Genomic DNA, 22393 nt, shown 5'->3' on the forward strand with positions numbered 1-22393 from the left:
CATTGTTAGCATGGCTTATCAGATAAGCCATGCACAACAGCCTGCAGTTCATTCCGATAAAATCGTACTGGAACATGGCGCCCATCGTACCGGGCGCAGAACAGATGAAGCAATGGCCAGATGGCGGGCTTATGGATTAGGCCAGTTTATCCATTGGGGATTATATGCTATTCCTGGTGGAGAATGGAATGGTCAAAAATATAACGGAGCAGCAGAATGGATCCGTTCGTGGGATGGAATACCTAAATCAACATATGATTCTTTGATTTACCATTTCAACCCCGTAAAATTTGATGCCGCAGCATGGGCAGCTACAGCACAGCAAATGGGTGTTAAATATGTAACTATTACCACTAAACACCATGATGGTTTTTGTTTATGGCCCAGTAAATACACCAAGTATACTGTTGCAAATTCGCCTTATAAGAAAGACATTATCAAACCTTTGGTAGACGCTTATAACAAAGCCGGAATAGACGTCATCCTTTATTTTTCCATTATGGACTGGAGTAACCCGGACTGGCGTTATGAGCTCAAAACCAAAGCTGACAGCATTGCCTTTGAGCGTTAAAAAAAGTTTACCCGTAACCAGCTATTGGAGCTGCTTAAACTGTATCCAACAACCAAAGGTTTATGGTTTGACGGAACATGGGATAAAGCCTGGGTAAAGCAGGCAGCATTTGCCGATGAGCTGGAAACTGAAATGCGCAAGCTAAATCCAGGTCTTATTATCGGAAGCCGTTTCCGCGCAGATGAAAATGGAAAACGTCATTTTGATACCAATGGCCAGTTAATGGGCGATTATGAACAAGGCTGGGAGCGCAAAATCCCTAACACCATAAATGAAGTACATGGGAATGACTGGGATTGTGTAATGACCGTTCCCGAAAACCAGTGGGGCTACAACTCCGCATGGAAAGGTCATATCAAAACTACTGATGAACTGCTTGAAATGCTGGCCAAATGTGTTTCATTGGATGGTAATTTTGTTTTAAACTTTGGGCCAAAGGGCGATGGATCAATCCGCAAAGAAGAGCTTTCTCTTGCTAAAGGTATTGGCGATTGGAGTCGGTTAATCAGGAGGCTATTTATGGTTGTGAATATGCAGGCTTTGAACCTCAGAACTGGGGATATTTCACTAAAAAAACTGGTTCAGACAAAATCTATATGATCGTCTTTAATGTCCCTGTATCAGGTGCTTTACGCGTTAAATTACCACCCAAAACCAGAATTACGAAAGCTTACAGAATGGGGCAGACAGCCCAGACCTTCATACCAGAAGAAATTCAGGCGAATGAAAGTTTTATCCATTTGAAAACAACTGATGAGAAGCACCCTTTTGTGATTGTGCTGGAAACAGCAAAAGATACAGGTAACAATGAGGTTAAATACGAAAAGGCAAAAACGTAATTCTTATTTTCAGACGATATATAACAGTATAAAAACATCACCGCATGACACATTTTTATTTGAGCTACAGATCTAATTTTTTAATCCTCTTGTCCGTGTTTACATTTTCGAGTTTTTCAAGTTTCGGACAATCAAGAGAAAACATATCTTTTAATCAGGACTGGACATTCAGAAAAACAAATGATACCTTAACTCAAAAGAGTGAATGGGAAAAAGTCACCCTGCCACATTCCTGGAACGCTACAGACATGCAGCTGACCAAAGATTTTTATGAAGGTGAAGGCCAGTATAAAAAGCAAATTGTATTTGGCCAGGAGTATAAAAATAAACGCCTGTTTTTACGTTTCGAGGGTGTTGGACAAGTCGCCCAGGTTTATGTCAATCAAAAACTGGTTGGTACGCATAAAGGTTCTTACAGTGCTTTTGCTTTAGATATTACCTACGCAGTAAAACTCGGTGAATCCAATACGATCCTTGTCAAAGTAAACAATAAGGCACGCAAAGACATTATTCCTGTCAACCATTTTCTATTTGGCATTTATGGTGGGATTTATCGCCCTGTTAGTTTATTGGTAACCAGCAAAGTCAATATTACAACGACAGATTATGCATCCCCTGGAATCTATATTTCACAGAAAAATGTAAGTGCCGAATCTGCTGTAGCTGTAGCCGTTAAAATTGAAAACACAGAAACCAGCTGGCAGGATATTATGATCAAAACTGAAATCTATGATCAGGCAGGGAAAATCGTATCCAGTCAGAATACACCGCAAAAGATCACCACTCAGGGCAGACAAAAGTTTGTTCAGAATTTCCGATTACAGCCTCCGCATTTATGGAACGGCTTAAAAGATCCTTATATCTATAAAGTTAAAACTCAGTTACTTCGTAATGGTGAGGTAATTGATGAAGTAGAACAGCCTCTGGGTCTGCGTAAATTTGAACTAATTGCAGGAAAAGGCTTCTTCTTAAATGGCCAGTCCTATCCAATGTATGGCGTTTGCAGGCATCAGGACAGATGGCAGTTTGGCAATGCACTAAGTAATGCACAACACAAAGAAGATTTAGATATTATTAAAGAAATGGGCGCGACCACTATCCGTTTCGCCCATTATCAGCAGGCTGAATATTTATATTCCACCTGTGATACCATGGGTTTTGTTGTCATCTGGGCAGAAATTCCATTTGTCAATACCAGCACAGGTGAGGAAGCTGATAATGCTAAACAGCAGTTGATGGAACTGATTAAGCAGAATTATAACCACCCTTCACTCTATGTATGGGGTTTACATAATGAAGTTTATGGCAAAACACCTGCTGATTACCCCGCTGTGCTTACCCGTGAACTGAATGATATTGCAAAATCAGAAGATCCCGACCGTTATACAGTAAGTGTAAGCGGCTATGGTGAAATGGATCGTCCTACAAATTTAAACGCCGATATACAGGGTATGAACAGGTATTATGGCTGGTATGAAGGTAAAGTAGGTGATTTAGAGGATTGGGCAAAAGGATTAGAGACGAATTACCCGGCTAATAAAGTTATCCTGACCGAATATGGTGCAGACGGAAATGTTTTCCATCAGCAGGAACAATCAGAACTGAAAGAGACTTATGATTATACCTCTGCTTTTTACCCTGAAAGTTTTGAGACCAAAACGCATGAATGAAGTACAATGGCCAATCATTGCCAGACATCCTGGTATTGCAGCTTCTTATATCTGGAATATGTTTGATTTTGCAACGCCAATGTGGAACCGCGGCAGTATGCCGGCCCGTAATATGAAGGGTCTGGTAACTTTTGACCGCAAATTAAAAAAAGATGCTTTCTACTGGTATAAGGCTAACTGGAGCAAAGAGCCTGTCTTATATTTAACAGAGCGCAGGATGGTTGAACGTAAACACGCGATTACCCCGGTAACGGTTTATTCAAATATCGGACAGCCCGTACTATTTCTTAATGGAAAAAAGACTGCCATTCAACCAGTACAGGGAACGAATAAGGTTCAGTTTATTTTTAAAGATGTACAGTTAAAAAAAGGCAAAAACATTCTTAAAACGGTTGTAAAACAAGACAATAAAACGTTCACTGACACTATAGAATGGTCTTTAAACTTATAAATTGATAATGTTCAAAATTAGTCATACCTTTTTTTATCGTGGATAAATTCATTTGAACAAAATCATACCTATGGAATATTCAGTGCTTCAACCACGAAAACCCGGGCATATTGCATTAAGCTTTTCAGGCGGTGGTTTTCGGGCGGCGTCCTACTCACTGGGATGCTTGTCTTATATGGAAACTGTTTATATTGATGGCAAAAAACTAACCGATCTCGTTCATTTTATCTCTTCCGCTTCTGGCGGAACAATTACAAATCTTGCTTATACTGCAAGCCAACGCAAAGGACAGCCATTTCAGGAGTTTTATGCCAATATGAACAAACATATATTACACGGGACTAAACTAATAGACCGTGTTTTTAAAATCCTCAATGCTGAAAGTCACTGGAAAAAGAGGCCGGATAAATCCAGAAACATCATTAATGCATTCTCTATTGCTTATGACGAGCTGCTTTTTAAAGAAGAAGTATTTGGTATTTATTGGAAACCCGTAAAAAACGCAGTTAAAGAGGTCTGCGCCAATGCCACTGAATTTGATAATGGGGATGCTTTTCCGTTTTCAGAATGCCGGGGTGCCCGGGAATAAATTCATTAGATTCAGGAATGAAAAAACTGCAATTGAGGTACTTAAGAAAATTAAACTGGCAGATATCCTCGCCTGCTCTTCCTGTTTTCCGGTAGGCTTTGAACCTTTTGTTTTCCCAAATGACTTCACATACCATGAACTAAGTATAAACTCTTTAGAAAGCGCCGTTAAAGAAGACCCCCGTTTTTCTCCTGATAAAGGCGAACAAGAAGAAACCCCGCCACCCCCCGCTTTGTGCTTATGGATGGCGGAATTGACGATAATCAAGGTATTGATTCCTTTACAAGAGCAGAAGAAAGACTTCAAAACAGGAATATATTTGGTTATGATTTGTATATCACCTGTGATGTAAGCAGTAATTACACCAGTGGATATAATTTCCCTGAAGAAAACAAAAAAAGCTGGCTTCAAAAACTTAACCTGCTGCAATGCCTGCTTATTTTAATCCTGTTCAGTGGGATATTTATAACTGGCGTACTGACAAAAACATGGCTTGAGTTATCCTGTGCTTTTTTAGGGATCAACACTGCCTTGCTATTAGTCGCTTTTTATTTTTTCACCAAAGGCTTTTTTGCTTATCAAAAAAAAAAAAAAAAAAGAAACAGACTTATGGCATAGTCATCCTTGGACATATCTCTTATTTCTTACGTTTGCGACTGAGTGTACTTTTACAATTGATAGATTCAAGAGCTACTTCTGTAGCCTATCTTTCTGCAATCGTCTTTCTAAAAAAAATCAGAAGAGTATCTTATGACCGCTTGTTTGAAAAAATCTCAGAAAGAAAGATAAAAGCCGATGGTACTTTGTTAAAAAAAGGCGAGAAAGAATCCCTGGTTCAAAAAATAGAATTGAAGCACTGGAGGCAATTCAGTTTGATGAATGCAATTTATTTGCTAAGTCCTAAAAATGACTGCCAGAGAATGGCCGATCTTAAGGCCGAAACCTGGTATAAAAAGAACCCTGCGGTTTTGATTAAAGGAAAAAAAATAAGCCTGGCAGAATTGATGAAACCATCTGTAGCCTTACAGGAAGTAGCAAAATTAGCAACAGAAATGGATACTTCGCTTTGGTTTGACAAAAATCATCAGCAAGAAAACAGACCTGCCGCCTTAATTGCCACCGGACAATTTACAACCTGCTATAGTTTACTGCGTTATGCATTCAGATTTGACAGTAATGATCCTTACTGGTCAACTTTGCAAAATCAACTTGCACAAGACTGGTGGGAGTTTAATCAGTCTCCTTTCAGGATGTACACCAACCCATAAGTAATCTGCCTATCACAAACTCAACTCACCAGATGATTGAAATGATTTCCATTACTCTACATCAGAATATCGTTCTCTGCAAGTATAGCAGGCGGCAGATTCTTCTCCCCTAATATCTCTAGCAGATCAATTTCTATCGTCCTGCTCATTGAAGTAACAGGAATATCATTTGGCCCGCCTTCAAACGGGTTTTCAGTACTTTCCCCCACTTGTTCCAATGAAGTAAATATCCAGCCTATAATCATCGCAAAAGGGATAGCCAACCATGCACCATAAGGGCCAAGCTTAGCACATTCACCCAACATTCCAAAAGGCAGTAATAAGACTAGTAAACGGATAAAAAAGAGGTTAATGCTCGCAAACTGCCTTGGATAAGGGAAATTTTTCAAGCGTTCACTTTTTCCTTGATTTTCATAAAAATCTTTAAGCAGGTTCTGCAGTTCTATATGATATAAAGGATCAAGCTGTTGTTTGTTATTCAACACTTTTAATTGTGCAGACTGCAATGCGATGATTTGTGTTGCGCGGTTTTTCTTACTTAAAATAACAACGCGTTCCTCTTCTGTTAAATAGGGTTTTAATTCTTCCGCCAGGTCACTTTCCCATTCGGCAACTTTATAATGTTTTCTAAATTCAGAATTATAGCTTTTCGTCTTTACATTTTCCCAGCTTCTGGATTCTCTGAGTTGAAACGCAAAGCAGTTAACCAGGCAATGTGGCGGTTAATCATTTCACGGTGTATGTTTTTTTCTTCTACTGAATCAGTACAGTGAATAAAGTCTCTGACCATGATTGCAAAAGTTCGGCTACTATTGACGATAGCCCCCCAAATACTCCTTGCCTCCCACATCCGGTTATAGGTCAGTGTATTTTTAAAACCTGCGATAAAAGCAGCTGCTGTCCCTACAAGGGTAATAGGCACCCAGGGAATAGCCAGCCATTTCCACTCCATTACCTGATATAAAAATGTGGGTACAAAGGAGAGTACGAATAACCAGTAAATATTTTTACGGGTCCATAGCAAAAATACTTTTAATTTGTAATGACTACCAATGTTCATAGGAGATATTTATGCCTTAGATAAAGGATACTGCAAATAAATGATAACTAGAGAAAGAGCTAAGAATGGTAACTCAATGGCAAAACCTTTGAGATCTTTGTCTCCTAAATGAAACGCTGCAATTAATAAAATGCCCGCAGCGGTAATGAAATTCCCTATAATAAAAGTTCGGGGAAACAAAACCAGTATAGCACCAATCATCGTAATCGCTCCAAGAACCATTACGCTATTTTTGCCCATCTCCCATTTGCTGAACATTTCCAGCATGGGCGCCTTTCCCGAAAACATCGCCCATCCCTGTTTAATGCCCATATATAAAGCAAAAAGGATAAGCACAGAATTGATAATTTTTAGTATCATATGATAGGTTTTGATTGAAGATAAAAAAAGCCGGCGATTAAACCGGCTTTTTAAAGATGAAAATATTCATTACCTGGTAGTATAACCACCATTAGCAAAAATTGTCTGACCCGTAATCCACCAGCCCCCTGTAACCAGGAACTCAACTATAGGCGCAATATCCTTGATATCAGTCAGGCCTCCCAAAGCAGAAGCTGATTTATGATAAGCTACCGCATCATCATTTTCCTGTCCATAAAAGAATGGCGTGTCCATTGGTCCCGGGCCACAGCAGTTACAGAAATTCCTCTTGCCCCAAGCTCTTTTGACGCAGCTCTTGTAAAATGTTCTACCGGAGCTTTCCCACCTGCATAAGTAGAATAATATCCTGTATAGGCTGCCAATAGTGAAGTCACTATAGTACAGATTTTCCCATGATCATTCAATTGTTTCCCTGCTTCCTGAATAAAGAAATAGGCAACTTTCGAATTGATATCAAACATACTATCATATTCAGCCTCGGTTGTTTCCCCGTAAGGTTTTTTCAATACCTGGCCAACTGTATTAATGGCGATATCAATTCCACCATACCTCGCTTTAGTTTCAGCAAAAAACTTAAGAATATTATCCACCTTTTTGAAATCCGCTTTAAATAAAAATGCTTCTCCCCCATTTGCCTGAATGGCTGCCAGTGTTTTTTCTGCAGCATCTTTAGTGCTGTCACTATTATAGTGAATAGCAACTTTAGCGCCCTTTTCAGCGAAATTACGGCTTAATAAACCTCCAAATTCTTAGCACCCCCGGCAATTAATACTACTTTACCTTTTAACTCATTTACTGACATACATTTTTTTTTTTATGGTTGATTCTATTAATTAATGATATAAATGAGAGTTTATTAATTTATCGTTTTAACAGCAGACAAGCCTGCATAAAACAAAGGTTAGCATTAAAATCAATGTCAATGTGGTGAACTTTTCGGATTCTTAAATCCTGGTTATTTTTTATGATTATTTCTGAATTGCCCCGGTGTTATACCAGAATACTTCTTGAAGAACTTTGAGAAATTAGAGGGGTCGTAAGTTAATTTACGGGCTATTTCAGCAACAGACAATGGTGTTTCGAGTATGAGCTTTTTCGCTTCCTCCAGGATCTTCTGATCGTAAAAGTGACAAGGATGATGACCCTGCGTATACTGGATAGTATCACTTAAGTGTTTCGCAGAAATAAAAAGCCGATCAGCAATCTGATTAATTTCCAGCATTTCTGTATCCTTACCAGCAATAAGGTTTGCGAGATGCTGATCTAAAAAAGCAAAATATTCAGTAGTAATTTCTTCGTTTCTGGTGACTTTTTTCGCCATGCTCTTCCTGATATTTATTAATCACCTAATATCATAAATCATGCCCTGATCAACATGGTGAGCTTTTCGGAAGATTACAAATATCTCTTTTACTGATCAAGCCACTTTTTAAAAGCCTCTGCCCGCTCTTCACTCACAACGACTTCTACGTTTTCAGGTTTAGGCGATAAATTAATCCGTACCCGATTGCGGGAGAGTTTATACATCTCTTTGATCGCATTGATATGAATGATAAATTTACGGTTAATCTTAAAGAAGTTCTCCGGGTTCAGCTTGGGTTCCAGACTGCCGATTGTTTCTTCAATAATATAATTCTGCTGATCATTAGTGACCAGAAAAAGATACTTATCATCGGCCATAAAATAAGCGACCTGGTCGGCAGGAACTGTTTTAATCAGCTTCCCTACTTTAACCATAAACCGGTTACGTGTTTTACCTAATACTTCTTCGACTGTCTGCACTAACTGCGGGGTGCTGACCGTCCCGGTATTTCGGATATTACTGAGTTTGTTTAATGCGCTGCGTACATCTTCTTCATCAAAAGGTTTCAGCAGATAATCGATTCCCTGATTTTTAAATGCCTTCAGCGTATATTGATCATACGCCGTCGTAAAGATTACCGGGCTGTTTACCTCCACCTGCTGAAAGATCTGGAAACTTTCACCATCACCTAAATGGATATCCATAAAAAGTATATCGGCTTTATGTTGCTGTAACCAGCTTACTGCGGCCTCTACAGTACCAACAACCGCATGTACCTGTATACTGGGATTAATGTGCACGAGCATATTCTGCAGCGTTGTTGCAGCCAGTTCTTCGTCCTCAATAATCAGTACAGTCATGCGTTAATTGCTTAACTGTAAAAAAAAAAAAAAAACTCCGGCCTGTAGAAACAGACCGGAGTTAAATCCTTTTTTAAATTATTTTATTGCAGGTTGGGGTTATTCGCAACCGCAGCTTTTGGAAATGGTAATGTATATCTTGAATCATTGGTTTTCAAAACATAATCTACACCATCCACAGTATGTGTCAGCGCTGGTTGACCGTATCTCCTTAAATCATACCAGCGGTGCCCTTCCTGAGCCAGCTCTCTTTCTCTTTCATTCACAATCTCTTCCAGGAGTGCTGTTTTATCCAGCCCCTGAATTCTCGTTTTTTCTGTTTCAAAATAAGCAGGCTTCAGGCGTTTTGCTTTCAAAGCGAGTAAACTCTCCACTGCTAATGCAGCATTCCCTGTTTGTAAAGCAGTTTCAGACTGGATCAGATATAACTCCCCGTTACGGAAAGAGGTTTTTAGCTCATTTGCAGATGTTTTCAAAGAAACATAATGATCATCAGATTTGCTAAAATAAAGCTTATAACGCAAGTCATTCACCTGATCATACCTGCTCAGTAAATGAGCAGATATAAAAAATGCTTTGGATACCGAAGGATTAAAGGGTTTCTCCATAGACATAATACTCTCTTTAGAAAGATAGTGATTAGGTAATTTACGATCAGCTGCATTCAAATCTTCCAGCTGATTATTTAGCTGTAGGGCCTTTTGAGCCGCCTCTAATGAATTCTTCCACTCTCCTTTAAACTGAAGCACTCTTGCTTTTAAAGCCCATGCCGCACGGGTTGTAAAGCGGTAATTTTTACCTGCATCAAAATCAGCTACATTCAGCAGTTTCTGCCCCTCATTGATATCATCCAGTATCTGGTTATAAACAGCCTCAACAGTAGCTGGTTTATAGTTCTGTTCCAGATCCAGTTTAAGTGCGATTGCAATTCCACGATCGCTTGAAGCTGTAGCTGCCTGATAAGGTTTGCCATATAAATTCACCAGCTCAAAATGGCTATAGGCACGTAACAAATAGCTTTCTCCTTTTAATTGATCAGTTTCTGCATTTTTACCTGCTTTTGTTTCTACCTCAGCAATAACTTCATTTCGCATAAAAGATAGTATTGTAAAAACCCAGGTACTGAAAGGGAAGTGTAACTGCATCCGGTGCAGCATCATTCCATTTATAAATATCACGGTAATCCTGATAATAATAATCAGAAGGATTACTAGTCAGTTCGTCTGTACGAGCAGCTAGTAATGATTTGTGTTCCGGAAAGCCAGCATAAGCTGCAGTTAATAATGCCCTGAAATCTTCCGCTGTAGTTGGAATTATTTTTCCTACAGGCTCTATATCTAAATACTTTTTACAGCTGCCTAATGTTACTAACACTAGTAATACAGCACATAATTGAATAATTTTCTTCATCTGACTATATATTTTTGTCTAAAATGTTGCGTTTAAACCAATAGAAATACTTCTTGAAACAGGTTGCGCATAAATATTACCAAAAGTTTCCGGATCGAAATATCCTTTATATCCATTACTGAATACCAGCAGGTTCCTGCCTTCAACACTAAATCTCAATGAATTTGCTCTGACCTTTGAGGAAATTTTTGACGGTAAAGTATAACCTAAACGGACACTGCTTAGTCTTACGTAACTCATCTTTTTTGCGAAGACATCCAGACTTCGGTATGAGTTTGCAGGATCGCCTCTGTTAATCCAGTTATAAGCCATCCAACGGCTGCCATCACCTGTACCTGCATCAATAATCTGAGGTTGATTTGTATTCGTATTTGATGGTGTCCATGCATTTAAAATATCTCTCGAATAATTAAACCCCCGGTCTACAGCAGCAGGATTATAAGTAGGATTTGCTAACATCATCTGATTCAGATTAAAGATCGCAGTGATGGCAAGATCCAGGTTTCCATAACGGAAACGGTTAGTTAAACCACCTGTAAACTTAGGGTCTCTATCACCTGCATAAGTATATAATTCCTGAAACTCTTTATTGCTTAAGCCAGTGCTGGTCGCGTAACCCGGATCAAACTCCGCATAAGGATCATATAATTTGTAGAAATTCTCCAGAGAAATGATTTACCATCTTTTACAAATTGAGGGATGCCATTTGCATCTAAACCAGCCGTTTTCAATACAAACAATCCATTTACAGGATACCCCTCTCTGGATGCAGTGTATTGATTTGCTCTTACTTTTTCTCTTACAACTTTACTTTTGTTATGGGCGATATTAAAATCTGTCCACCATTGAAAATTCTTACCACTAATATTTCTTGTCGAAATAGTCAGTTCCAGTCCTTTATTTTTTACCTGTGAAAAATTAGTATTTGTGAATTCGAAACCATTCTCTAATGGTAATTCCTGCAAGCCTATCAGATCTTTACTGTTCCGATTGTAATAATCAAAAGTAATCTGGAAAGCATTGTTAAATAATCCCAGGTCCATACCAGCATTAAACGTCATTGTTTTTTCCCAGCGTAATTTATCGTTTGGAGGGCTTGTTACACTAATTGTATTTTCATTATTGCCTGGTAATATGGTCGCATTACCAGTATTTCCTACAATTTTCGGAGAAGTGTTCTTGTCAATATTTCCTTGTATACCGTATGAACTGCGGAAGCGTAAATTCGATATCCATTTCGCTTTTTTAACGAATTCTTCTTCATGTACATTCCATGCACCAGAGATAGAATAGATAGGCAGATATCTGTATTTAGGGTCAACACCAAATAAATCAGACCCATCATAACGGATACTACCATAAACTGTATATTTCCGATCATAGGTATAAGAAAGTGTACCAAAGAAAGAAGCATAACCATTACGCTGCTGTAACTTCTGGTAACCACGATAATCAGCGTTATCCGCCTGGTCAGCATTTGGAAATATAATATTCTGGTTGGTTAGCGTTCTTTCGTTGAAGCCGAATCCCTGGGTAATCAGATCTTCGTTATTATTCTTTCTGAATTCGGTACCTGCAAGTGCTTCGATTTCATGCTTCTCATTAATTACCTTTTTATACTCCAGTAAAGTTTTCCAGTTGTATTGGAAAAAGGTGTTCTCCTGATTCTTAAAAATACCGCCATTTGGCAAAAAGTATTCATACTTTTTACTCTGGGAATTATAGAACCTGGTTGCTTCTCTTCTTTTACGTGTAAAGTAAGAATTGGGAGATGAATATTTTTCACTACCTGTATCTTCAAATTGCAGACCAAGTTCAGAATGTAATTTCAGATCTTTAAAGATTTGATAATCCATATCCAATATACTTTTCACACTTTTATTTCCTAAAGTATACCTTGTATTTTGTCTTTCTTCAATCACGTTGAACGGGATGTAAACATCACCAGAAAAATTACTTGTTCCAAAAATATCCTGATCGTAAGCATAACCACCAGAAGAATTTCTTACCTGCTGATATGGATTTACATTTCTTGAATATCTTAATGGACTGGTGAAACTATCCACATCTGCCAGAAAGCTTTTACGTTCACTTTTTGAAGCAAAAACTGCTACTCCGAATTTTAATTTCTGAGAGAGATTAAAATCCGTTTTCAAAGTCAGGTTATACCTTTTTAAACCTGTACCTATAGTTGTTCCTTTCTCATCATAGTAACCACCAGAGAAATAATAATTCGCCTGATCGTTTCCGCCTGATAAACTCAAGCTGTATTGCTGATTAACGGCTGTCTGGAAGAGTTCTCTTCCCCAGTCAGTATTGTTTTGACGAAGGGCATTAATTTCTTGTTGTGTAGCTGAGCTTAAACCTGAAAAACCATTGGTTCTATAATTTTCCAGTTCTTTGTTCTTATTCAGTATTCTGGCTATCGACCCCTGTTCCGGGCGGTAGGTAAGATCTGGTCTTGCCGCAAGACCTAATTCAAAATCAACCTTTTCAGTTGAATTCATCAGGTTCAGCTTGCCTAAATCAGCACGTTCGGTAATAAAAGTATTCGCACTGAAGTTAATAGACACTGGTCCTTTTTTACCTTTTTTTGTAGTGATTACAATGACTCCATTCGCTGCTCTTGCTCCATAGATAGAGGTTGCCGCTGCATCTTTCAGAATAGTAATATCCGCGATATATCGTCAGGGTTTAAACCTGCGATTGGCAAATTACGCAACTGGTCAATGTTGTCTTTATCTGTAAAATCTTTAGGCATATTAGTTCCTTCTAATGGAATTCCATCCAATACCCATAAAGGGTCCTGACCACCATTTAAGGAAACAGTACCACGAATACGGATCTTTGGTGATGATGAAGGCCCACCGCTCAATGTAGACATTGCCACACCAGCAATCTGACCTTCCAGCATCTGGTCTACTCCGGCAACACCAGACTGACGAAACTTGCCATATTCCAAAACAGTTGTTGCTGTAGTATTTTTACGCTTTGCAATAGAAGTATAACCGTTGACAACTACCTCACCCAGATTATTTTCATTACTGGACATTGAAATTGTCAGCTTCGTCTTATTGATAATACTTACCAATATCGAGTTATACCCCATATAACTTACCCTGATAGTTGGAGTACCTTCGGGAACGGCTAAAGTAAATTTACCTTCAGTATTCGTCACACTGTACCAATCGTTGTATTCTGGATTACACCGGTAACTGCGGTCTGCTCGCCTATCGTAGATTTATCCACGTAAACGGATGCTCCTGGTATTGGCAATCCTTCCGGATCCAAAACCTGCCCGCTGATGGTGGTTTGTTTCTGACTATATCCTGAAAGGCTGAGGCCCATCAGAAATAGTATTAACAGTAGATTTCTAATCATAGTTTGTTGTTTAGGTGTGTTTGATAATTTTAATTGTGTGTTTATTGTGTGTGTTCTTGTATGCTGTTTTATTTTATTTGAAGGCTTTGACGAATACGAAGGATCAAGTCCATGTAATGACCTTTAGTCGATTCATCACCTCTGTTTTTATTATTTTCAAGTAACGTTAAGATTTGTAAAAGCTCTCCTCTTTTTGCTGCTGCAGCATCCGAAGTGCGGCTCATTGCTGATACATAAATCATTCTCAGCCCGGCAGCAGGATTACTGCTACGCTCTTCCTCTTTATGCAAACCTAAATCGCGCATATTTGCGGTAAATTATTCAGACCGTTTTGCTGTATCGATTTCTTAGTTATCTTTTCAAGCATTTTATCTGTACTCACCAATAATGCATCAACATAATTTTGCTGTAACATCCTGTCTGTGATAGAAAGTGATTTCCCTTTCAGGGTCTGTGCAAAAATCGCAGGGCGGATATCGTTAAATAATTCCGAAACTGTGAATACTTTGTCTTTACCGAACATCACTTCCATTTCAAGCATTCTCAATAAACGACTTTCGTTCAGCAGGCTGTAAAGTAAACCATACTGGTATTCACGTCTCAGGTTTAATGGAGCATATTCCATCGGGCCTACTGGTGTATCTTTTACAGGGAAGGTTTTTTTAAGCAGCTCTTTATTAAATAACCATTCCGGCATTGTAAATACTTGTTCTTTAAAATACTCTAAAGCACCTTTTTGAACCTTAACAGGTACTGGTGTATAAGCATCTTTGCCATCTCCACTAACTGGGTCCTCTAAAATAATAGCCGCCGATATTTGCAGTTACATGCTCTGCATAAGTTTGCCATTGCCAGATTGCAGCCAGGTAAAGTTTACCTGCCTGGTAGTAATTATCACCTTCAGGTGCAGACCATGTTAAAATTTGCGGGATCAGACGTTTTAGATTTGCCAGTCCATAACGGCTTGCTTTCACTGCATCATCGCCAAGATCTTCGGATTGTGCCCTTGGATCAACAATATCCTGCATTTTCTGTTGTTCCCCATAACGATATAAAGGATCTTTAGCATGTACTTTAATCCATTCTTTAAGTACAGGTATTTCCTGACGCGGATCTTCTCCCGGTAACCAGCGATATCCCCATGCAATAGCATATTTATCGTAAAGCCCTATTTGCGGGGTGATATTAGTTACTTTATCTTCTGGTTGTGCTACGTAATTAAAACGTGCATAATCCATAATAGATGATGCTGTACCCCCCATACGATTTGTAAAAGCTGGTGAACGTAAAGAGTCAACCGGGAAAGATGCTGAAGCAGCAGCCATATTGTGTTTCAGACCTAAAGTATGACCAATCTCATGTGAAGAAACAAAACGGATTGCATGTCCCATTCTTTCATCTGATACTTTATTATATCTCACCGCTGTATCAATGATTCCTGTTTGCACACGCATCCAGTATTGAACAGAGGTCATTACATTATGCCACCAGATCACATCAGATTCTAATATTTCTCCGGATCTTGGATCTACTACTGCCGGGCCCATCGCGTTTGATTTCGGTGAAGCTGCGTAAGTAATTTCATTATAGCGAACGTCATCGCCATCATAATCAGTAGTATCCGTAACTTCGCGGGCCTGAATTGCATTTTTAAAACCTGCTTGTTCGAAGGCTTTCTGCCAGTCAACTACTCCTGCGATAATTTCTTTTCTCCATTGTGGCGGCGTAGCCGGATCTATATAAAATATAATAGGTTTAACTGGTTCTACCAATTCACCTTTAAGGTATTTTGCCTGGTCTTCGGTTTTGGTTCCATTCTCCAGCGGGTTACCAGTTCCCTGGTTTCCAGTTTATGCTGTGCATCTGAAAAATACCATCTTGGTGTACTAAAAAAACCAACTCTATTATCTGCAAAACGTGGTTTCATCGGTTTTTTTCCGGTAATAAAAGAATGTTAGTTGTAATTGCCATACTAATAGGCACACTAATTCCGGCATCCATCACTCTTGAACTCAATAATGCGCGGACAACAATATTCTGAGGGAAACTTTTAATCTTTTCAATTGCTGACAATGATGTTTTAGGAGTAGCTCCCAACCCTATATCAGTAAATACATCATTGAAGCTTTTCTCTGTTCCGTCAAAAACCTTATTCATTTTGATCACAACGGCTGATGAGTCAGGTGAATAAGCTTCGATTTTGAATGACTCTATAACAGAACCAGTAAAGTTATCTTTTACTGAACGGGTAATTGCATCCCCGGGGCAGATTCTACCTGAGGGACTATCGTTTTAACCCATACTGTTTTAGCTAGTTTATTTCTTGAAAAACGGATCACCTTGTTATCAAAATTCACCCCTTTATTGACTCCTGATTCATTTAGTGCGAGAGGCACTGATGAGATTTTATTAACGATTAAAAAATCCTTCTCCATCAAATTCAATGGGATTTCGAAATAGTAATCGCTTTCTACCTGATGTACTTTGAACAAGCCTTTCAGTGTGGTTGCTTTCTTTAATAATTCGGCATAGCTTTTCAGCTCCTTTTTACTGGTGCTGTCTTTATCTGCTTTCTTTTTAAGCGTATCTGCAAGTATTTTTTTACCAGAAATTTTACCTGTAGGTTTTGGTAGTTTCTTAGGTATCTGAGTGTAACCGTTTACGTTGCTAAGTAATAAAAAGAGCGCCGCAAAAGACAATTTCAAAAGGTTTTTAGTCAAAATCATGCCACAAAATCCCCCTTAGTTAGGAGATTATGAAATTATTAAAAGTGAAAGGGTTATTATAAGAAGTGAAAGCGCAGTTTTAAGGAGTGGGTGGTTTTTTAATGAGGGGTAAAAAGCATTTATATGCTCCATTTTCAATTCCATACGTCAAATGCAAGTCTCCAAAATGAGCATAAATACTCTGCAAATATTTAAGGCCCTGTTTCCCCGAATCCTTCACATCGGGACGCAGTTGTAAATTGTTAGTCACCAGCAGACCATCGCCCTCGCTTCTGATACTGATATGCAAAGGTTTCAATTTAGAAACGACATTGTGTTTTATCGCATTTTCGACCAGAGTCTGTACACTCATAAAAGGAATATAGGCTGAAGAATGCTGCTCATTCAAATCGATTTCTAAGGATGCCAGCGCTTCACCGAACCGTATTTTTAATAAGAAAAAGTATTCACTCGCAAAACGCACTTCTCTGGAAACTTCCTCTAATCCGTTTGGTGTAGGATCTAAAACATAACGGTATACCCTGGAAAGTTTCACAACAAATGCTTTCGCTAAGTCCGGCTGTTCTTCAATTAATCCATTCAGGGAACTTAATGAATTAAACAGGAAATGGGGATCGAGCTTTTCCTTGAGTTTATCCAATTGCAATACTGCATTTTCTTTCTCCTGACGTGCAGCCGCTACTTCGGCCAGTTGTCTCAGAATAAATTGCTTTTGCCATTTAGCATGTGACCATTCGATTAAAATCAAAATGATTAAAGTTGTGACGATAAACATGATCATTACATACTTTTCGATCGCCCTCACTTCTTCATCGACAACAAGAACAGCAGTTTCTACCACCATTGTCAATTTCATTCCACTAAGATTTAGTGGTGCATAAAAGCGGAATACGGGAATTTGCAGATAAGCAGAATTTCCTATTTCATAAGTACTGATACTATCAGCCATCTTCAGGTTACCTGCCCTCTTAACTTCTCCGGATATTCTTTTTCCTATCAGTTTTTCATCTGGATTTGTAATATAATGTCCTTTGTCATCAATAATATAGATAGAAGCCCGGCTTTTACTATCTCTACACTCCATAAATAACGCTGCAGATCTTCGAAATTGATGTCAAGCCCCAAAATAAGTATAGAAGAATCTGCCAGACGGTGTCTGGAAGCCAGTAAACCATGAAGAGAATCTTTTACACTTACAATGGTTCCTATCCTTGTCAAACTATCTTTCGCAATAAGCTGGCTATCAATCCACTTTTTCTGATATCCTAATATTGTACCGCGCTTGTAACCGGTATCATTTTTATCAAGGGTTACGTAAACGGTATCTTTACCACTAGCAATTGCATACCAGCCATGTTTTATTTTAGGATGACTCAGCAAAAGTAAGTTGATCATTTTTTCTGCATGCAGAAAATCATCGCTGGACTTAAGTTCAGGAATTATTGCCTCAGAGTTGTTCAACCCCCTGATAAAACCCCGGAATTCACTATTGATAACATTAGACTTCAGCTGATATATGCTAATGGCCATATCATTACTGATCCTTTCTGTGCGCTTATTAAATTTACTGGTTATAAAGAACCAATCCCACTGGAACACAGCAAAATAAATACTCCTATAGCAATAAAATACTTAGAGTTGTATACCGCAGTTTTCATTCCGGCAAATATAGTCAAATTGCTTAAAAGCAGTTTTGGCCTTATTTACAGTTCAGGATTCCATCTGGGTATCCTTTGAAAGATTCCATAGTGCATCTCAAAAAGCATATTTTCAACTTTTTCAGGACTATCACTATAGTTATCATTATAAGTAACATACCAATAGATATCTAAAGCCTCAATATTCTATTTTTCCATTTGGGATGGCCAGGAGATTTTTCTCGGAATATCAGAGAACTCCACTCCGTTTATAAGTTCATCTTTGAGTCCACCGATTCCTGTGTTTTGAATTGAGCTTAACCTCTTTTTATCAATTTCTCCGGTACCGCCAATAAACACGAGTTCAATCCTTCCGTTTTTTAATGCATAAGCAAGAAAAACGCCAGCTTGTTTATCGGGTGCATTACACACTTTATGGAATTGATCTCCTGGAGTTAAGAAGAAATGACCATTTTGTTTATATTTATTTAGTTCGTCAAACATTTTTTTATAATTTTAATTGTATCGGGTTCATATAATAGTTAAACATTTTCTAAATTAACATATTCACAATTATGAAAAGCCACAGCAGTTTAGTGAAGAACTGATCAGGTTCTTAAATGTAATCAGAAAGAAATAGAGGAAAACCCAATCTATGCCCCTATCTTTATTTTTTTTATAGCGCTTACCAAACTTTTTACAGCAAGAACCATGATTAGATTAAACAATGACACCCCCATAGAGGTGCTTCAAGAGGTAAAGAAAGGTAGTTTAGTAACCGACACCTTTAGTAAAACTGGTCTGGTGGAGGAAATTGAGACTACAGATGATGGATTATACAAGATCTACACTTTTCATCTGGTTACTGGCAGAAGCATCGTGATTAAGAGATAAGCTTAACAGTACTACAAGTAATAACAGAACTGGAAATGTAACCGGAAAACTTATAGAGTAGAGTGAAAGTAGATCAGTATAAATAACAATATGCCCGTAAGAAAAATGATTAACAAAATTTTTCTTAGCTTTTTAAAGAGTAAGTACAGATAAAATGGATGACACCATAAAATATTCAGATTATACTTTACTAATTCCAGACTGGAAAATACAGATAGATAAATCAATAAGCAACCAGCTAAACTAATAACTGTAAAAATTACAATAGTTATCAGAATCATTAGATTATTCAAATACAACGATTTTTCTTTAATCAACAAGTTTGTCATTAATAGTATTAAAGACAGACAGTAAAGGGCATTAGTAAAAAAACCTGAATTTAGGGAAACTCCCTCATGATGGTCAGGCTCAAATAAGTAAGCAACCCGCCCGGAGAGTTTAGTATTCCGAAGTTGAATATAGTCAAGCCTTTTTCCTAAAGTATCAGGCAAAAATAAACTGATCATTTTATCGGAAACTGTATCAGTCTTTTTCCCTAACAAAACATTCATTCCAAACATATAAAGATCATCTTCTTTAAGATAATTACTCACCATTTCACGTATAGTATTTCCCTTCCCTTTGTTGATAGCCGACAAAGAACGTTCGAAATCCGGACCTATAGTTTTAATTAGTAAATCTCTTATTTTGGTCGCGCAATTATGACGTACAAAGTCATAATAATAGAACTTATTTGCCGGCTTTATTTCCTCATTAATCAGTGCAAAAAGTTTGTTTTTTTCTTTCAGGGTCAGGTTAAGTGGCTGCGCGGAGACGGCCTGCCCGTTTATCATATATTCCTGCAAAAAAACAGAATAATCAGAGACGGACAAAGAATACTTCATCCTGCCGTTGATAAAATTGATATAAAAATCAGGATCATCATTATCAAATGTCCCATAATTATAGACAAGATCCATTTGCCTTTCGGTATCTCTTATTCTAATCGCACTATGTCCAAATAAAGCATATAAATATTTACTGGTTTTTCCACAGGTCAGGACACTAACAGAAGAGCTTTCAGAAAGGGGAGAAGAATTTCCGATAGATAAATTTGTACTGGCACCAGCTTTATTTTGAGATAAAATAAAGACTAGTAAAATGATTAAATATTTCTGTATCAGCTTATTCACATGAGTAAATTACAATTATAACTTTCATAATCTTTCTGTTGTCAATTTACATTTACACTATTAATTTAATGCGAAATATTCATTGTTTTTTAGCTTAAAAAGCCACAATAATTAACATCAATTCAAGTACACAGCGTAAAAAACCAATTACAAAACACTTTAATTTTTTCATAATTAATTAAATAATTTCATATTTTTACCATCAGTAAACAACTCAAAATTATATAAATGTCAAATAATTTTAACAACTCAATTATAAATTAACAATCCAAAAAAAATGAAAAAAAAATCATTACTTCTATTATTATTACCAGCTCTGCTAATCGCATCCTGCAGTAAGAAATCAGACAATCAACCAGATGACAGTACATCCACCAGATTAACGGATCATGGTCTGAGACTAGCTCAAAGTACGTCTATTATAATGCTTCTAATGTGAAAATATTTGAAGAAACTAACGAAGTAGGTGGCGTATATATTTTTGACGGAAAATCTACAGTTACTGCTACCTATGACGGGCCCCCGAACAAAGGTACTTATACCATAACGAAAGACAATAATACTGAGTATCTCACCATGTCTGGCGATGGGGATACACAGAAGTTCACTATATCATCTATTAGTAATACAAACCTGTCCCTCTCACTAGAGACATTAAATGATTCTTATCTTGAAGGCGGTAAAATTAAAACAGCCGCCAAATCTGTACTTACACAGACCTTTATTAAAAAATAATTATTGTAACTTCCTATCTGGATACCTGATAGGAAGTTACTTACCAATAGGATTTGGAATCAAGTCCTATTGACATTGATAAGCAAAGCTTACTCAAAGTGAAACTTCAAACAATTTAAGAGATTCGAATGCCGTAAGCCATTGCTTCCCTGCGCATGAAACAGATTAAGTAACTGATAAACAAACCCAAACAACAATATTTCATTATTTTATTTGCATCCCATCCAAATTTAATTACTTTTGCCACCCCAAGGGGGATTAGCTCAGCTGGCTAGAGCGCTTGCCTGGCAGGCAAGAGGTCAGCGGTTCGACTCCGCTATTCTCCACAGAGAAGGCTTCAGAGGAATCTGGAGCTTTATTTTTTAGCCTGACGCTAAAAATGATTGCAATGCCAAAGGATATATTGGTAAAATAAACGGGGGGATACCAGAGTGGCCAAATGGGACAGACTGTAACTCTGTTGTCGCGAGACTTCGAAGGTTCGAATCCTTCTCCCCCCACTCTCTTACAAAAGCCTTTCAGTTAACTCTGGAAGGCTTTTTTATTGCCTATAAATTCTAAAATCTCTTTACCTTCAATCTCTTCAACTAAACCCCTTTTACATTTAATATCTGCTTGTACCTTAATAGATACAAAAGAGTATTATTATAGATACAAAATAAATTAATCAACAAGCCACTCTGAACATGGGGAATTTTGGGGAATTTAACGGTTATCCGGGGGCATTTTGCGATCAAAGAATACAGCTTCACCCTTTCCACTAAACTGTATTAAACTGAACACAAATTACATCCCTAAAAAGGACGCCTGAATAAAAAATCATACATGAATTATAGCTTTTCAGACTAGTACCTGAAATAAAAAAATTAATTTATTTTCATCAATACAACCAAGTAGATAAGAATGATATTATTAGCAATTAATATTGAATAAAAATCATAAAACTGAAACCACGACATTGATCTACAACCATTTATAACCGCCATATAATCTACTCCTATTTGGAATAATACAAGACTTAAAAGAGCTACACCCCAAAAAAAGGCCCTTTTCGTGTCTTAATTAAATGTAAAAATTAAGGCAAAACACAAGAGATTAACAATCTTTAGCCGACAATCATAATCCTGAGCCAAATTGATAAACCAATTCTAAGAAAATCTAATTTGAGACTTTTTTGTTAAGAATTTCATTCCATAATCTGCTAAACATATGCATTTCAGCATAGTATCGGCATAATTCTTGATTCCACAATAAATAGACTATTATTTTGTACAAATTAAAATACACATATAAACGTAAAAAAAAAAAGACACTTTTTTTACTATTGCTTATCTAACCTAATATAAATTACCTGAAATCATTTCCAGTTTACACATCTATTACCACCTAATAAAAGCAAAAATCCGATGTATGCTATATAGCATATTAGGGTGTTACGATCTATAA

Annotated in this window: 29 protein-coding genes, 2 tRNA genes and 2 pseudogenes; 11 read left to right on the forward strand and 22 right to left on the reverse strand. The window is 37.6% G+C overall.

Going from position 1 to position 22393, the window contains the following annotated elements:
• Positions 1-112 precede the first annotated feature (112 nt).
• The 7 genes and pseudogenes from ACWYN3_RS22470 to ACWYN3_RS22500 all read left to right on the forward strand — a co-directional run bounded on the left by ACWYN3_RS22470 (position 113) and on the right by ACWYN3_RS22500 (position 5388).
• Positions 113-1171: pseudogene (locus tag ACWYN3_RS22470) on the forward strand (alpha-L-fucosidase).
• Positions 1168-1410 (forward strand): hypothetical protein, encoded by a 243-nt coding sequence (locus tag ACWYN3_RS22475; RefSeq protein ID WP_456216438.1) that lies wholly within the window; start codon positions 1168-1170, stop codon positions 1408-1410. Before ACWYN3_RS22470 ends, ACWYN3_RS22475 begins: the two are co-directional and overlap by 4 nt.
• Before the next feature lie 95 nt (positions 1411-1505).
• A complete protein-coding gene (locus tag ACWYN3_RS22480; RefSeq protein ID WP_456216439.1) occupies positions 1506-3080 on the forward strand; it encodes a glycoside hydrolase family 2 protein in 1575 nt (524 codons plus the stop codon).
• A complete protein-coding gene (locus ACWYN3_RS22485) occupies positions 3073-3531 on the forward strand; it encodes a DUF4982 domain-containing protein (protein WP_456216440.1) in 459 nt (152 codons plus the stop codon). The genes ACWYN3_RS22480 and ACWYN3_RS22485 overlap by 8 nt, the downstream gene beginning before the upstream one ends.
• A 70-nt stretch (positions 3532-3601) precedes the next feature.
• Positions 3602-4120, forward strand: coding sequence for a hypothetical protein (locus tag ACWYN3_RS22490; RefSeq protein ID WP_456216441.1), 519 nt, complete (start codon positions 3602-3604; stop codon positions 4118-4120).
• Between the two features lie 240 nt (positions 4121-4360).
• Positions 4361-4738 (forward strand): hypothetical protein, encoded by a 378-nt coding sequence (locus ACWYN3_RS22495; protein ID WP_456216442.1) that lies wholly within the window; start codon positions 4361-4363, stop codon positions 4736-4738.
• 56 nt (positions 4739-4794) lie between these two features.
• Positions 4795-5388: a hypothetical protein gene (locus ACWYN3_RS22500; protein WP_456216443.1), complete on the forward strand. Its 594-nt coding sequence runs from the start codon at positions 4795-4797 to the stop codon at positions 5386-5388.
• Positions 5389-5444: 56 nt separating this feature from the next.
• Here ACWYN3_RS22500 and ACWYN3_RS22505 read toward each other — a convergent pair whose 3' ends face one another.
• The 21 genes and pseudogenes from ACWYN3_RS22505 to ACWYN3_RS22605 all read right to left on the reverse strand — a co-directional run bounded on the left by ACWYN3_RS22505 (position 5445) and on the right by ACWYN3_RS22605 (position 18650).
• Positions 5445-6098 carry a hypothetical protein gene (locus tag ACWYN3_RS22505; protein WP_456223109.1) on the reverse strand — a complete coding sequence of 218 codons (654 nt, stop codon included), beginning with the start codon at positions 6096-6098 and terminating at the stop codon, positions 5445-5447.
• Entirely contained in the window at positions 6044-6448 is a 405-nt protein-coding gene (locus ACWYN3_RS22510) for a hypothetical protein (RefSeq protein ID WP_456216444.1), read from the reverse strand. The genes ACWYN3_RS22505 and ACWYN3_RS22510 overlap by 55 nt, the downstream gene beginning before the upstream one ends.
• Before the next feature lie 9 nt (positions 6449-6457).
• Positions 6458-6808 carry a hypothetical protein gene (locus tag ACWYN3_RS22515; protein WP_456216445.1) on the reverse strand — a complete coding sequence of 117 codons (351 nt, stop codon included), beginning with the start codon at positions 6806-6808 and terminating at the stop codon, positions 6458-6460.
• Positions 6809-6877: 69 nt separating this feature from the next.
• A pseudogene (locus ACWYN3_RS22520) lies at positions 6878-7524 on the reverse strand (SDR family oxidoreductase).
• Positions 7525-7784: 260 nt separating this feature from the next.
• Positions 7785-8150: a helix-turn-helix domain-containing protein gene (locus tag ACWYN3_RS22525; RefSeq protein ID WP_456216446.1), complete on the reverse strand. Its 366-nt coding sequence runs from the start codon at positions 8148-8150 to the stop codon at positions 7785-7787.
• 89 nt (positions 8151-8239) lie between these two features.
• On the reverse strand, positions 8240-8992 hold the full coding sequence (locus ACWYN3_RS22530; RefSeq protein WP_456216447.1) for a LytR/AlgR family response regulator transcription factor: 753 nt from the start codon (positions 8990-8992) through the stop codon (positions 8240-8242).
• An 83-nt stretch (positions 8993-9075) separates the two neighbouring features.
• The gene (locus ACWYN3_RS22535) at positions 9076-10086 is read right to left on the reverse strand and encodes a RagB/SusD family nutrient uptake outer membrane protein (RefSeq protein ID WP_456216448.1); all 1011 of its coding nucleotides are present in this window, start codon (positions 10084-10086) and stop codon (positions 9076-9078) included.
• Positions 10076-10402: a hypothetical protein gene (locus tag ACWYN3_RS22540; protein ID WP_456216449.1), complete on the reverse strand. Its 327-nt coding sequence runs from the start codon at positions 10400-10402 to the stop codon at positions 10076-10078. The genes ACWYN3_RS22535 and ACWYN3_RS22540 overlap by 11 nt, the downstream gene beginning before the upstream one ends.
• Before the next feature lie 18 nt (positions 10403-10420).
• Entirely contained in the window at positions 10421-10864 is a 444-nt protein-coding gene (locus tag ACWYN3_RS22545; protein WP_456216450.1) for a hypothetical protein, read from the reverse strand.
• Between the two features lie 131 nt (positions 10865-10995).
• Positions 10996-13083: a SusC/RagA family TonB-linked outer membrane protein gene (locus ACWYN3_RS22550; RefSeq protein ID WP_456223110.1), complete on the reverse strand. Its 2088-nt coding sequence runs from the start codon at positions 13081-13083 to the stop codon at positions 10996-10998.
• A complete protein-coding gene (locus ACWYN3_RS22555; RefSeq protein ID WP_456216451.1) occupies positions 13062-13580 on the reverse strand; it encodes a carboxypeptidase-like regulatory domain-containing protein in 519 nt (172 codons plus the stop codon). The genes ACWYN3_RS22550 and ACWYN3_RS22555 overlap by 22 nt, the downstream gene beginning before the upstream one ends.
• Complete coding sequence (locus tag ACWYN3_RS22560) at positions 13577-13783, reverse strand: hypothetical protein (protein ID WP_456216452.1); 207 nt, start codon at positions 13781-13783, stop codon at positions 13577-13579. The genes ACWYN3_RS22555 and ACWYN3_RS22560 overlap by 4 nt, the downstream gene beginning before the upstream one ends.
• A 68-nt stretch (positions 13784-13851) precedes the next feature.
• Entirely contained in the window at positions 13852-14088 is a 237-nt protein-coding gene (locus ACWYN3_RS22565) for a hypothetical protein (RefSeq protein WP_456216453.1), read from the reverse strand.
• A complete protein-coding gene (locus tag ACWYN3_RS22570) occupies positions 14076-14606 on the reverse strand; it encodes a zinc-dependent metalloprotease (protein ID WP_456223111.1) in 531 nt (176 codons plus the stop codon). Before ACWYN3_RS22570 ends, ACWYN3_RS22565 begins: the two co-directional genes overlap by 13 nt.
• Positions 14566-15555 carry a zinc-dependent metalloprotease gene (locus ACWYN3_RS22575; protein ID WP_456216454.1) on the reverse strand — a complete coding sequence of 330 codons (990 nt, stop codon included), beginning with the start codon at positions 15553-15555 and terminating at the stop codon, positions 14566-14568. Before ACWYN3_RS22575 ends, ACWYN3_RS22570 begins: the two co-directional genes overlap by 41 nt.
• Positions 15549-15710 carry a DUF5117 domain-containing protein gene (locus tag ACWYN3_RS22580; RefSeq protein WP_456216455.1) on the reverse strand — a complete coding sequence of 54 codons (162 nt, stop codon included), beginning with the start codon at positions 15708-15710 and terminating at the stop codon, positions 15549-15551. The genes ACWYN3_RS22575 and ACWYN3_RS22580 overlap by 7 nt, the downstream gene beginning before the upstream one ends.
• The gene (locus tag ACWYN3_RS22585; RefSeq protein ID WP_456223112.1) at positions 15707-16054 is read right to left on the reverse strand and encodes a DUF5117 domain-containing protein; all 348 of its coding nucleotides are present in this window, start codon (positions 16052-16054) and stop codon (positions 15707-15709) included. Before ACWYN3_RS22585 ends, ACWYN3_RS22580 begins: the two co-directional genes overlap by 4 nt.
• Entirely contained in the window at positions 16021-16509 is a 489-nt protein-coding gene (locus tag ACWYN3_RS22590) for a DUF5118 domain-containing protein (protein ID WP_456216456.1), read from the reverse strand. Before ACWYN3_RS22590 ends, ACWYN3_RS22585 begins: the two co-directional genes overlap by 34 nt.
• A gap of 79 nt (positions 16510-16588) precedes the next feature.
• A complete protein-coding gene (locus tag ACWYN3_RS22595; RefSeq protein ID WP_456216457.1) occupies positions 16589-17593 on the reverse strand; it encodes a histidine kinase in 1005 nt (334 codons plus the stop codon).
• A complete protein-coding gene (locus tag ACWYN3_RS22600) occupies positions 17506-18039 on the reverse strand; it encodes a hypothetical protein (RefSeq protein ID WP_456216458.1) in 534 nt (177 codons plus the stop codon). Before ACWYN3_RS22600 ends, ACWYN3_RS22595 begins: the two co-directional genes overlap by 88 nt.
• A 314-nt stretch (positions 18040-18353) precedes the next feature.
• A complete protein-coding gene (locus ACWYN3_RS22605) occupies positions 18354-18650 on the reverse strand; it encodes a hypothetical protein (protein ID WP_456216459.1) in 297 nt (98 codons plus the stop codon).
• Between the two features lie 207 nt (positions 18651-18857).
• Between ACWYN3_RS22605 and ACWYN3_RS22610 the strand changes: the two genes are divergently transcribed.
• Positions 18858-19040: a hypothetical protein gene (locus ACWYN3_RS22610; protein WP_456216460.1), complete on the forward strand. Its 183-nt coding sequence runs from the start codon at positions 18858-18860 to the stop codon at positions 19038-19040.
• Between the two features lie 50 nt (positions 19041-19090).
• Here the strand turns inward: ACWYN3_RS22610 and ACWYN3_RS22615 are convergent, their stop codons facing one another.
• Entirely contained in the window at positions 19091-20212 is a 1122-nt protein-coding gene (locus ACWYN3_RS22615; protein WP_456216461.1) for a lipoprotein N-acyltransferase Lnb domain-containing protein, read from the reverse strand.
• 435 nt (positions 20213-20647) lie between these two features.
• On the opposite strand from ACWYN3_RS22615, the gene ACWYN3_RS22620 reads away from it, so the two are divergent.
• From ACWYN3_RS22620 to ACWYN3_RS22630, 3 genes are all read left to right on the forward strand, one after another.
• The gene (locus ACWYN3_RS22620) at positions 20648-20947 is read left to right on the forward strand and encodes a hypothetical protein (protein WP_456216462.1); all 300 of its coding nucleotides are present in this window, start codon (positions 20648-20650) and stop codon (positions 20945-20947) included.
• 252 nt (positions 20948-21199) lie between these two features.
• A tRNA-Ala gene (locus tag ACWYN3_RS22625) sits at positions 21200-21273 on the forward strand.
• 91 nt (positions 21274-21364) lie between these two features.
• A tRNA-Tyr gene (locus tag ACWYN3_RS22630) sits at positions 21365-21447 on the forward strand.
• Positions 21448-22393 lie beyond the last annotated feature (946 nt).

It is taken from the genome of Pedobacter sp. NJ-S-72 (assembly GCF_053890575.1).

Bases quoted from the DNA above. Each gene is read 5' to 3' on its own strand.
- ACWYN3_RS22475 (WP_456216438.1), top strand. From the start codon at position 1,168: ATGATCGTCTTTAATGTCCCTGTATCAGGTGCTTTACGCGTTAAATTA.
- ACWYN3_RS22485 (WP_456216440.1), top strand. From the start codon at position 3,073: ATGAATGAAGTACAATGGCCAATCATTGCCAGACATCCTGGTATTGCA.
- ACWYN3_RS22490 (WP_456216441.1), top strand. From the start codon at position 3,602: ATGGAATATTCAGTGCTTCAACCACGAAAACCCGGGCATATTGCATTA.
- ACWYN3_RS22495 (WP_456216442.1), top strand. From the start codon at position 4,361: ATGGATGGCGGAATTGACGATAATCAAGGTATTGATTCCTTTACAAGA.
- ACWYN3_RS22510 (WP_456216444.1), bottom strand. From the start codon at position 6,448: ATGAACATTGGTAGTCATTACAAATTAAAAGTATTTTTGCTATGGACC.
- ACWYN3_RS22515 (WP_456216445.1), bottom strand. From the start codon at position 6,808: ATGATACTAAAAATTATCAATTCTGTGCTTATCCTTTTTGCTTTATAT.
- ACWYN3_RS22525 (WP_456216446.1), bottom strand. From the start codon at position 8,150: ATGGCGAAAAAAGTCACCAGAAACGAAGAAATTACTACTGAATATTTT.
- ACWYN3_RS22530 (WP_456216447.1), bottom strand. From the start codon at position 8,992: ATGACTGTACTGATTATTGAGGACGAAGAACTGGCTGCAACAACGCTG.
- ACWYN3_RS22535 (WP_456216448.1), bottom strand. From the start codon at position 10,086: ATGCGAAATGAAGTTATTGCTGAGGTAGAAACAAAAGCAGGTAAAAAT.
- ACWYN3_RS22540 (WP_456216449.1), bottom strand. From the start codon at position 10,402: ATGAAGAAAATTATTCAATTATGTGCTGTATTACTAGTGTTAGTAACA.
- ACWYN3_RS22545 (WP_456216450.1), bottom strand. From the start codon at position 10,864: ATGATGTTAGCAAATCCTACTTATAATCCTGCTGCTGTAGACCGGGGG.
- ACWYN3_RS22560 (WP_456216452.1), bottom strand. From the start codon at position 13,783: ATGATTAGAAATCTACTGTTAATACTATTTCTGATGGGCCTCAGCCTT.
- ACWYN3_RS22565 (WP_456216453.1), bottom strand. From the start codon at position 14,088: ATGCGCGATTTAGGTTTGCATAAAGAGGAAGAGCGTAGCAGTAATCCT.
- ACWYN3_RS22580 (WP_456216455.1), bottom strand. From the start codon at position 15,710: ATGAAACCACGTTTTGCAGATAATAGAGTTGGTTTTTTTAGTACACCA.
- ACWYN3_RS22590 (WP_456216456.1), bottom strand. From the start codon at position 16,509: ATGATTTTGACTAAAAACCTTTTGAAATTGTCTTTTGCGGCGCTCTTT.
- ACWYN3_RS22595 (WP_456216457.1), bottom strand. From the start codon at position 17,593: ATGGAGTGTAGAGATAGTAAAAGCCGGGCTTCTATCTATATTATTGAT.
- ACWYN3_RS22600 (WP_456216458.1), bottom strand. From the start codon at position 18,039: ATGGCCATTAGCATATATCAGCTGAAGTCTAATGTTATCAATAGTGAA.
- ACWYN3_RS22605 (WP_456216459.1), bottom strand. From the start codon at position 18,650: ATGTTTGACGAACTAAATAAATATAAACAAAATGGTCATTTCTTCTTA.
- ACWYN3_RS22610 (WP_456216460.1), top strand. From the start codon at position 18,858: ATGATTAGATTAAACAATGACACCCCCATAGAGGTGCTTCAAGAGGTA.